General features: G+C 73.9%; 6 protein-coding genes. 5 read left to right on the top strand and 1 reads right to left on the bottom strand.

What is annotated here, in order from left to right:
• From BU198_RS06965 to obgE, 4 genes are all read left to right on the top strand, one after another.
• Positions 1-2,941: Rne/Rng family ribonuclease (locus tag BU198_RS06965; protein WP_188295973.1), on the top strand; the 2,941-nt coding region annotated here is incomplete at its 5' end.
• Between the two features lie 228 nt (positions 2,942-3,169).
• A complete protein-coding gene (gene rplU, locus BU198_RS06960) occupies positions 3,170-3,487 on the top strand; it encodes a 50S ribosomal protein L21 (protein ID WP_188295972.1) in 318 nt (105 codons plus the stop codon).
• 14 nt (positions 3,488-3,501) lie between these two features.
• The gene (gene rpmA, locus BU198_RS06955; protein ID WP_030233756.1) at positions 3,502-3,759 is read left to right on the top strand and encodes a 50S ribosomal protein L27; all 258 of its coding nucleotides are present in this window, start codon (positions 3,502-3,504) and stop codon (positions 3,757-3,759) included.
• Positions 3,760-3,899: 140 nt separating this feature from the next.
• Positions 3,900-5,381 (top strand): GTPase ObgE, encoded by a 1,482-nt coding sequence (gene obgE, locus BU198_RS06950; protein WP_188295971.1) that lies wholly within the window; start codon positions 3,900-3,902, stop codon positions 5,379-5,381.
• A gap of 75 nt (positions 5,382-5,456) precedes the next feature.
• On the opposite strand, the gene BU198_RS06945 is transcribed toward obgE, so the two are convergent.
• A complete protein-coding gene (locus BU198_RS06945) occupies positions 5,457-5,873 on the bottom strand; it encodes a hypothetical protein (RefSeq protein ID WP_188295974.1) in 417 nt (138 codons plus the stop codon).
• On the opposite strand from BU198_RS06945, the gene BU198_RS06940 reads away from it, so the two are divergent.
• Positions 5,857-8,433, top strand: a 2,577-nt coding sequence (locus BU198_RS06940; protein WP_223244042.1) for an SDR family NAD(P)-dependent oxidoreductase, incomplete at its 3' end; no start/stop codon positions are given. The two genes, BU198_RS06945 and BU198_RS06940, sit on opposite strands and share 17 nt — an antisense overlap.

The raw sequence follows: 8,433 nt of genomic DNA, 5'->3' as shown, positions 1-8,433 counted from the left end.
CCCCCACCCCCACTCCCCCGAGCCGCCCCCCGCCCCCCCCCTCCCCCCCACGCCCCCCCCGACCACCCCCCCCCCCCCCCACCCCTACGCCGCGCCGCCCCACCGGGTGCGCCGCCGCGCGGTCCGCCCGGCCACCGCGGTGTTCCAGGCCCCCGTGTTCCAGGAGCCGGCCCCCTTCGTCGCGTCGTCCGCGCCGTCCGCGGCCTCCGCGGTGTCCGCACCTTCCACGCCGTCCGCACTGCAGCAGCCCGCCGCCGCCCCGGCTCAGGTCGAGGCCCCGGCCGCGGCCGGGCGCGAGGAGGACGAGTTCGAGTACAGCGGTGTCGGCCGCCGCCGCCGGGTCCGCACCCGGGTCGAGCCGACCCGTCGCAAGTCGGCCGCCCAGACGAAGGCCCAGGCGAGGGCGCAGGCCAAGGCACAGGCCGCCGCGCCGGTTGCCGCGCCCGTCGTCGAGGCCCCCGCCCCCGCCCCCGTCCCCGCTGTCGAGGCCCCTGTCGTGGAGGCCCCCGTCGCCGGTCCCGAGACCGAGGGCGAGTGGGAGGAGGACGGCCGTCCGTCGCGCCGTCGCCGCCGGGGCGGTCGCCGTCGCCGTCGTGGCGAGGCCGAGGAGTTCGAGGCCGCCGAGGCCGTCGAGACCGAGCAGCCCGCCGCCGAGCAGCCGGCCGAGGCCGTCGAGGACGAGGACGAGGACGACGACGAGCTGGCCGCCGGCCTGTCCTCGTCGCGCCGTCGCCGTCGCCGTCGCCGCCGCAGCGGTGAGACCGGTGCGGTCGAGACCGCCGAGACCACCGAGGACGGCGTCCGCACGGTGGTGAAGGTGCGCGAGCCGCGCCGCCGTTCCACCGAGCCGTCCTTCGACCCGGACGAGGTGCAGTCCATCAAGGGCTCGACCCGTCTGGAGGCGAAGAAGCAGCGCCGCCGCGAGGGCCGCGAGCTGGGCCGCCGCCGGGTGCCGATCATCACCGAGGCCGAGTTCCTGGCCCGCCGCGAGTCGGTCGAGCGCGTCATGGTGGTGCGCCAGAGCGGCCAGCGGACCCAGATCGGTGTCCTCGAGGACGGCGTGCTGGTCGAGCACTACGTCAACAAGGAGCAAGCCACCTCGTACGTCGGCAACGTCTACCTGGGCAAGGTCCAGAACGTGCTGCCGTCGATGGAGGCCGCCTTCGTCGACATCGGCAAGGGCCGCAACGCGGTGCTGTACGCCGGTGAGGTCAACTTCGGCGCGCTGGGCGGCCACGGCGGCCCGCGCCGGATCGAGTCGGTGCTGAAGTCCGGCCAGTCCGTGCTGGTGCAGGTCTCCAAGGACCCGATCGGCCACAAGGGCGCCCGCCTGACCAGCCAGATCTCGCTGCCCGGCCGCTACCTGGTGTACGTGCCCGAGGGCTCGATGACCGGCATCTCGCGCAAGCTCCCCGAGAACGAGCGCGCGCGCCTGAAGCAGATCCTCAAGAAGATCGTCCCGGACGACGCGGGCGTCATCGTGCGCACCGCCGCCGAGGGCGCCTCCGAGGAGGAGCTGACCCGGGACGTCCAGCGCCTCCAGCAGCAGTGGGAGGACATCCAGAAGAAGGCCGCGACCGGCAACGCCCCGGCGCTGCTGTACGGCGAGCCGGACATGACCGTCCGGGTCGTCCGCGACATCTTCAACGAGGACTTCACCAAGGTCATCGTCTCCGGCGACGAGGCGTGGAAGACCATCCACGAGTACGTCTCCAACGTGGCGCCCGACCTCGCCGAGCGGCTCCAGCGGTGGACCTCCGAGGTGGACGTGTTCGCCACCTACCGGATCGACGAGCAGCTGATGAAGGCGCTGGACCGCAAGGTCTGGCTGCCCAGCGGCGGTTCGCTGGTGATCGACCGCACCGAGGCGATGGTCGTCATCGACGTCAACACCGGGAAGTTCGTCGGCCAGGGCGGCAACCTGGAGGAGACGGTCACCCGGAACAACATCGAGGCGGCCGAGGAGATCGTGCGCCAGCTGCGGCTGCGCGACCTCGGCGGCATCATCGTGATCGACTTCATCGACATGGTGCTGGAGTCCAACCGCGACCTGGTACTGCGCCGTCTGCTGGAGTGCCTGGGCCGGGACCGGACCAAGCACCAGGTGGCGGAGGTCACCTCGCTGGGTCTGGTCCAGATGACCCGCAAGCGGGTCGGCCAGGGCCTGCTGGAGTCCTTCTCCGAGCCGTGCGTGCACTGCAACGGCCGCGGTGTGATCGTCCACATGGAGCAGCCGAGCGCCCACGTCCACGCCCCCGTGTCGGTGGGCGAGGCCGGTTCGGCCGGCGGCAAGCGCCGTCGCCGGGGCAAGGGCGGCGCGGCCCACGAGGAGCTGCCGGCCGTCGAGGCCGCGGTGGCCGAGCCGGTGACCGAGGCCGTCGCCGAGCCGGCCGAGCCGGTGCGCGAGGAGATCGAGGGCCAGCTGGCCCTGGAGGTCCCCGGCGTCGAGGCCGCGGCCGAGGAGGCCGTCGTCACGGCTCCGGTCGTCGAGGCCCCGGTGGCCGCTCCGGCGGGCCGTCCGCGCCGCCGGGCGGTGCGCAAGGCGACCGCTCCGGCAGGGTCCCCGGACACCGCCGAGATCGTGGTGCTCCAGGCCAAGGCCGAGGCGGCGCTGGAGGCGGCCCTGGAGGCCGCCGCCCCGGCTGCCGCGGAAGCCGCTGCCGAGGCCGTCGCCGAGGCGCCGGGCGAGCCGGTCGTGGCCGTCGAGGCCGCGGTCGTCGAGGAGGCCCCCGAGGCCGCCGAGGCCGTCACCGAGGCTCCGGCCGAGGAGGCGCCGGCGCCGAAGAAGCGGGCCGCCCGGAAGACCGCCGCGAAGAAGACGGCCGCCAAGAAGACCACCACGGTGGCCAAGAAGACCACCGCCCGCAAGACCGCCACCAAGCGGACGAGCGCGGCGGCCAAGAAGGCCGCGGCCGCCGAGGGTGATACGGCGGCCGAGTAGTGCCCACGCCCGGGGCGGGAGTGATCCCGCCCCGGGCCGTACGGGCCGGTTTGCCCCCCGGGCGGCCGGTCCGTATTCTTGACCATCGGCGTGTCTACGCCATGCTCCCGAGCACATCACCTTCCCGAGGTCGCCGCGTTCGCGCGGAGAGCCGGGGAGAGGCTCCTGTGTCCGTACCCAGGTGGCTGGCGTCGGGGGTTCCGACCGAGCAAGGAAAGCAGGTACCGCATGTACGCGATCGTTCGCGCAGGCGGCCGCCAGCACAAGGTCGCCGTCGGCGACGTGCTGGAGATCGACCGTATCGAGGCCAAGCCGGGTGACTCGGTCGAGCTCTCGACCCTCCTCGTCGTCGACGGTGACGCTGTCACCTCCGACCCGTGGGTCCTGGCCGGCGTGAAGGCTCACGCCGAGGTGGTCGACCAGACCAAGGGTGACAAGATCATCATCCTGCGCTACAAGAACAAGACCGGCTACCGCCGCCGTCAGGGTCACCGTCAGCAGCACACCGCGGTGCGCATCACCAGCATCGACTCGGTCAGCAAGTAAGGGGATAGCGGAAAATGGCACACAAGAAGGGCGCAAGCTCTACTCGTAACGGCCGTGACTCGAACGCCCAGCGCCTCGGCGTGAAGCGCTTCGGTGGCCAGGTCGTCTCCGCCGGCGAGATCATCGTCCGCCAGCGCGGCACCCACTTCCACCCGGGTGCCGGTGTCGGCCGCGGTGGCGACGACACCCTGTTCGCGCTGACCGCCGGTGCGGTGCAGTTCGGCAACCGTCGCGGCCGCAAGGTCGTCAACATCGTGGCCGTCGAGGCCTGAGTCCCCGCGGACTCCCGGGTCTGAGAAGACTCACCGGGTCTGAGAAGACCCACAGTGAAGGGTGGGCCGGAATTCTCCGGTCCACCCTTCACGTTTTACTCAGGCAGCAATGCAGACTCTCGCGCACTGGAGGCACACCCATGACCACCTTCGTGGACCGCGTCGAACTTCACGTCGCCGCGGGTAACGGGGGCCACGGCTGCGCCTCCGTGCACCGCGAGAAGTTCAAGCCGCTCGGCGGCCCGGACGGCGGCAACGGCGGTGAGGGCGGCAGCGTCATCCTCACCGTGGACGCGCAGGTCACCACCCTGCTGGAGTACCACCACTCGCCCAAGCGCAAGGCCACCAACGGCAAGCCGGGTGCGGGCGGCAACCGCACCGGCGCGATCGGCGAGGACCTCGTCCTGCTGGTGCCGGACGGCACCGTGGTGCTGGACCGCCAGGGCAACGTGCTGGCCGACCTGGTCGGGCACGGCACCAGCTTCGTCGCCGCCCAGGGCGGCCGCGGCGGCCTCGGCAACGCCGCGCTGTCCTCGGCCCGCCGCAAGGCGCCCGGCTTCGCGCTGCTCGGCGAGCCCGGCGAGGCCGGCGACATCGTCATGGAGCTCAAGTCCGTCGCCGACGTGGCGCTGGTGGGCTACCCGAGCGCGGGCAAGTCCTCGCTGATCTCGGTGCTCTCCGCCGCCAAGCCGAAGATCGCGGACTACCCGTTCACCACGCTGATCCCCAACCTCGGCGTGGTCACCGCGGGCGAGACCGTCTACACCATCGCCGACGTGCCCGGCCTGATCCCGGGCGCCAGCCAGGGCCGCGGCCTGGGCCTGGAGTTCCTGCGGCACGTCGAGCGCTGTTCGGTGCTGGTGCACGTGCTGGACTGCGCCACCCTGGAGCCCGGCCGCGACCCGCTGAGCGACCTGGAGACGATCGAGGCCGAGCTCGCCGAGTACGGCGGCCTGGAAGACCGCCCGCGCCTGGTCGCGCTCAACAAGGTGGACGTCCCGGACGGCCAGGACATCGCCGACCTGACCCGCACCTCCCTGGAGGAGCGCGGCTACCGGGTGTTCGAGGTCTCCGCCGCCTCCCGCAAGGGCCTGCGCGAGCTGAGCTTCGCGGTGGCCGGGATCGTCTCCGAGGCGCGCGCCGCCAAGCCGGTCGAGGAGTCCACCCGGATCGTGCTGCGGCCCAAGGCCGTCGACGACGAGGGCTTCACCATCACCGAGGAGGACGGCGCCTACCACATCCGCGGCACCAAGCCGGAGCGCTGGGTCCGGCAGACCGACTTCAGCAACGACGAGGCCGTCGGCTACCTCGCCGACCGGCTGGCCCGCCTCGGTGTCGAGGAGAAGCTGTGGAAGGTCGGGGCGAAGGAGGGCGACACCGTCATCATCGGCCCGGACGAGAACGCCGTCGTCTTCGACTGGGAGCCGACCATGGCCGCCGGTGCCGAGATGCTCGGCCGTCGCGGTGAGGACCACCGCATGGACAGCCCGCGTCCGGCCGTCGACCGCCGCCGCGAGAAGCAGAAGGGCCGCGACGCGGCCGAGGCCGAGTTCCTCGCCTTCGAGGCGCTCTCCAGCAGCCGGCAGGCCGCCATCGAGAGCGAGGACGACGAGGAGCACTGAGTGTTCCGTGCCGAACGGCCCCCGCCGCCTGTCGAGGTGGCGGGGGCCGTTCGCGTGCTCAGTGGTGACGGGGCGTCACTTCGTCCAGGAGGCCTGGAGCTTCAGCGGGTCGGCCAGGTCGGTGTAGCCGACCGCGGCCGGGGTGTTCCCGGTGGTGGAGACGATGGTGCAGCCCTTGACCTCGGTGCCCTTGGCGACGCCCTGGAACTTCGCGCCGGTGCACTTGGGCAGTGGGGTGGCGGCGGTCATGACGTTGAGGCCCTTCTTGCCGGTGGTGTCGAAGACGACGAACTTCGAGTCCGGGGCGGTGAAGGAGAGGCCGGCGTCCCCGAGGTTCTTGACGGTGTAGCTGACGTACATCGGGGTGCGGCCTTCCAGGCCGACGATGCTGATCTTGGCGGCGGTGAAGTCCTGCACCGAGCCGACCTCGACGCCGGTGACGGTGATCTCCAGCTTGGTGGCGACCTTGGAGGTCTTGTCGGCGAAGTCCACGGTGGCGCTCTGGCCGATCTTCACGCTGCTGGCGGCCGCCGGGACGGCACCGCCGCCGGCCGCCGCACCGGACGGGGCCGCGCCCGCCGGGGCCGAGCCGGTCGAGGTCGAGGGCTTCTACGCGGCGCTGACCACGGTCGGCTTCGGCTACGGCCCCGCCTTCCGGGGGCTGCGTGCGGCCTGGCGCGACGGCGCCACCGTCTACGCCGAGGTCGCGCTGCCGTCGGACGTCCCGGCCGACGGCTACGGGGTGCACCCCGCCCTGCTGGACTCCGCCCTGCACGCCGTCTCGCTCACCGCCGAGCCCGGCACCGGCACCCGGCTGCCGTTCTCCTTCGAGGGCGTCGGTCTCCAGGCCGCCGGGGCCACCGCGCTCCGGGTGGCGCTGACGGCCGGTCCGGACGGGATCGCCCTGCACGCCGCCGACCCGGCCGGCGCGCCGGTGGTCGGCATCGCGTCGCTGACCCTGCGCGAACTCGCCGCCGACTCCGTCCGGCGGGCCGGTGAACGCGCCGTCCACGACGCCCTGTTCACCGTCGACTGGTCCCCGCTGCCGCGGCAGGCCCCGGCCCGGCCCGACACCTCGGCCTGGCGGGACCTCGACGCCGTCGAGGCCGGCACCGAGCCGCCGGTGGTCGTGCTGAGCGTGCCGCCCGCTCCGGCCGGGGCCCCGGCCGTGCGCCGGACCACCACCGAAGTCCTGGGCGCCGTCCAGGAGTTCCTCGACGCCGAACGCTTCGCCGCGGCCCGGCTGGTGGTCGTCACCCGCGGTGCGGTCCCGGCCGCCCCCGGGCAGCCGGTCACCGACCTGGCCGGCGCCGCGGTGTGGGGCCTGCTGCGCTCGGCGCAGTCCGAGCACCCGGGCCGGGTGCTGCTGCTGGACCGCGACCCGGCCGGCGGGGACGCCGACTGGCAGGCCTGGGCCACCGTCGACGACGAGCCGCAGCTCGCGCTGCGCGAGGGCGGGGCCCGGGTGCCCAGGATCGCCCGGCAGAGCGCCGCCGAGGTCCTCGCCGTCCCCGACGGGGCCGGTGCCTGGCGCCTGGACGTCACCGCCCAGGGCACCCTGGAGAACCTCGCCCTGGTGCCCGTCCCCGAGGCCGACGCCCCGCTGGGCGCCGGACAGGTCCGGGTGGCCGTCCGCGCGGCCGGCGTCAACTTCCGAGACGTCCTGATCACCCTCGGGATGTACCCCGACCACGCGGTGATGGGAGCGGAGGCCGCGGGTGTCGTCCTGGAGGTCGGCGCCGAGGTCACCGACCTGGCCGCCGGGGACCGGGTGTTCGGCCACTTCGACGGCGGCGGCTTCGCCAACCGGGCCGTCACCGACCGCCGGCTGCTGGCCCGGATGCCGGCCCACTGGACCTTCGCCCAGGCGGCCGCCGTACCGGTGGCGTTCACCACCGCCTACTACGGTCTGGTGGACGTGGCCGCCGCCAGGCCGGGGGAGTCGGTGCTGGTGCACGCGGCGGCCGGCGGCGTGGGCATGGCCGCCGTCCAGCTCGCTCGCCATCTGGGCCTGGAGGTGTACGGCACGGCCAGTCCCGGCAAGTGGGACGTGCTGCGTGCCGCCGGACTGGACGACGCCCACCTCGGCTCCTCCCGCGACCTCGGCTTCGAGGAGTCGTTCCGCGCCGCCACCGGCGGCTGGGGCGTGGACGTGGTGCTCAACTCGCTGGCCGGCGAGTTCGTCGACGCCTCGCTGCGGCTGCTCGCCGACGGCGGGCGCTTCGCCGACATGGGCAAGGCCGACCTGCGCGACGCCGAGCGGGTCGCCGCCGACTACCGGGGCGCGCGGTACCGGGCGTTCAACCCCGCCGAGGCGGGCCCGGAACGGGTGCGCGAGATCACCGCGGAGATCGTCGCCCTGTTCGACGCGGGCGCGCTGACCATGCTGCCGGTCACCGCCTGGGACGTGCGCGAAGCCGTCCGGGTGTTCCGCTTCATGAGCCAGGCCAGGCACGTCGGCAAGAACGTGGTCACCGTCCCGGCGCCGCTCGACCCCGAGGGCACCGTGCTGATCACCGGCGGCACCGGCACCCTGGGCGGGCTGCTGGCCCGCCACCTGGTCACCGAACGCGGCGTGCGGCACCTGCTGCTGCTCAGCCGGCGCGGCGCCGACAGCCCCGGCGCGGCCGAACTGGTCGAGCAGCTCACGGAGTTGGGCGCCGAGGCGACCGTCGCGGCCTGCGACGCAGCCGACCGGGACGCGCTGGCCGCGCTGCTCGCGCAGATCCCCGCCGAGCACCCGCTGACCGGCGTCGTGCACACCGCGGGCGTGGTCGACGACGGCGTCGTCACCGCCCTCACCACCGAACAGCTCGCCACCGTGCTGCGCCCGAAGGCGGACGCCGCGCTCCACCTGCACGAGCTGACCGCCGACCGCGACCTCGCGATGTTCGTGCTGTTCTCCTCCGTCGCGGCGGTGCTCGGCCCGCCCGGACAGGGCAACTACGCGGCGGCGAACGGCTTCCTGGACGCGCTGGCCGCGCACCGGCGGGCCCGCGGCCTGGCCGGCGCCTCGCTGGCCTGGGGCCTGTGGGCGGAGTCCAGCGGCATC

This window comes from Streptomyces sp. CBMA156 (genome assembly GCF_014596515.1).
GTDB lineage: Bacteria > Actinomycetota > Actinomycetes > Streptomycetales > Streptomycetaceae > Kitasatospora.
Note: the sequence above shows the minus strand (reverse complement) of the source record. Positions and strands in the feature narration are given on the sequence as shown.